General features: G+C 49.1%; 1 protein-coding gene. It reads right to left on the reverse strand.

From position 1 onward, the window contains the following. Positions 1–450 (reverse strand): AAA family ATPase (locus tag ASC50_RS04600; protein WP_158648440.1); only part of this gene is annotated, 450 nt, incomplete at both ends.

A 450-nucleotide genomic window follows, 5' to 3' on the forward strand; every position in this document is an offset into this window, starting at 1 on the left:
TGCCTGCTGTGTCTATAATTACCACATCTGCCTTATTTGCCACTGCCGAACTTAGCGTGTCAAATGCCACCGAGGCAGGGTCAGCACCCATTTTTTGCTTCACCACATCCACACCAATGCGTTCGCCCCAGATGCAAATTTGCTCCACCGCAGCAGCGCGAAACGTGTCCGCAGCACCCAGAAAAACTTTCTTGCCGTGCTGTTTGAACTTATGCGCCAATTTGCCGATAGTGGTGGTCTTGCCAACGCCATTGACGCCCACCACCATAATCACGTAGGGTTTTGAGGCGGTCGGCAATTCAAAATCATCCATTTCATCCGCCTTATTGTCCAGCAAAAGGGCGGCTATTTCTTCGCGCAGTACATTCTTTAACTCGTTAGTTTCCACGTATTTATCGCGTTCGATACGCTGCTCAATCCGTTTGATAATTTTCAGGGTTGTTTCCACAC

Source organism: Candidatus Symbiothrix dinenymphae (assembly GCF_001431085.1).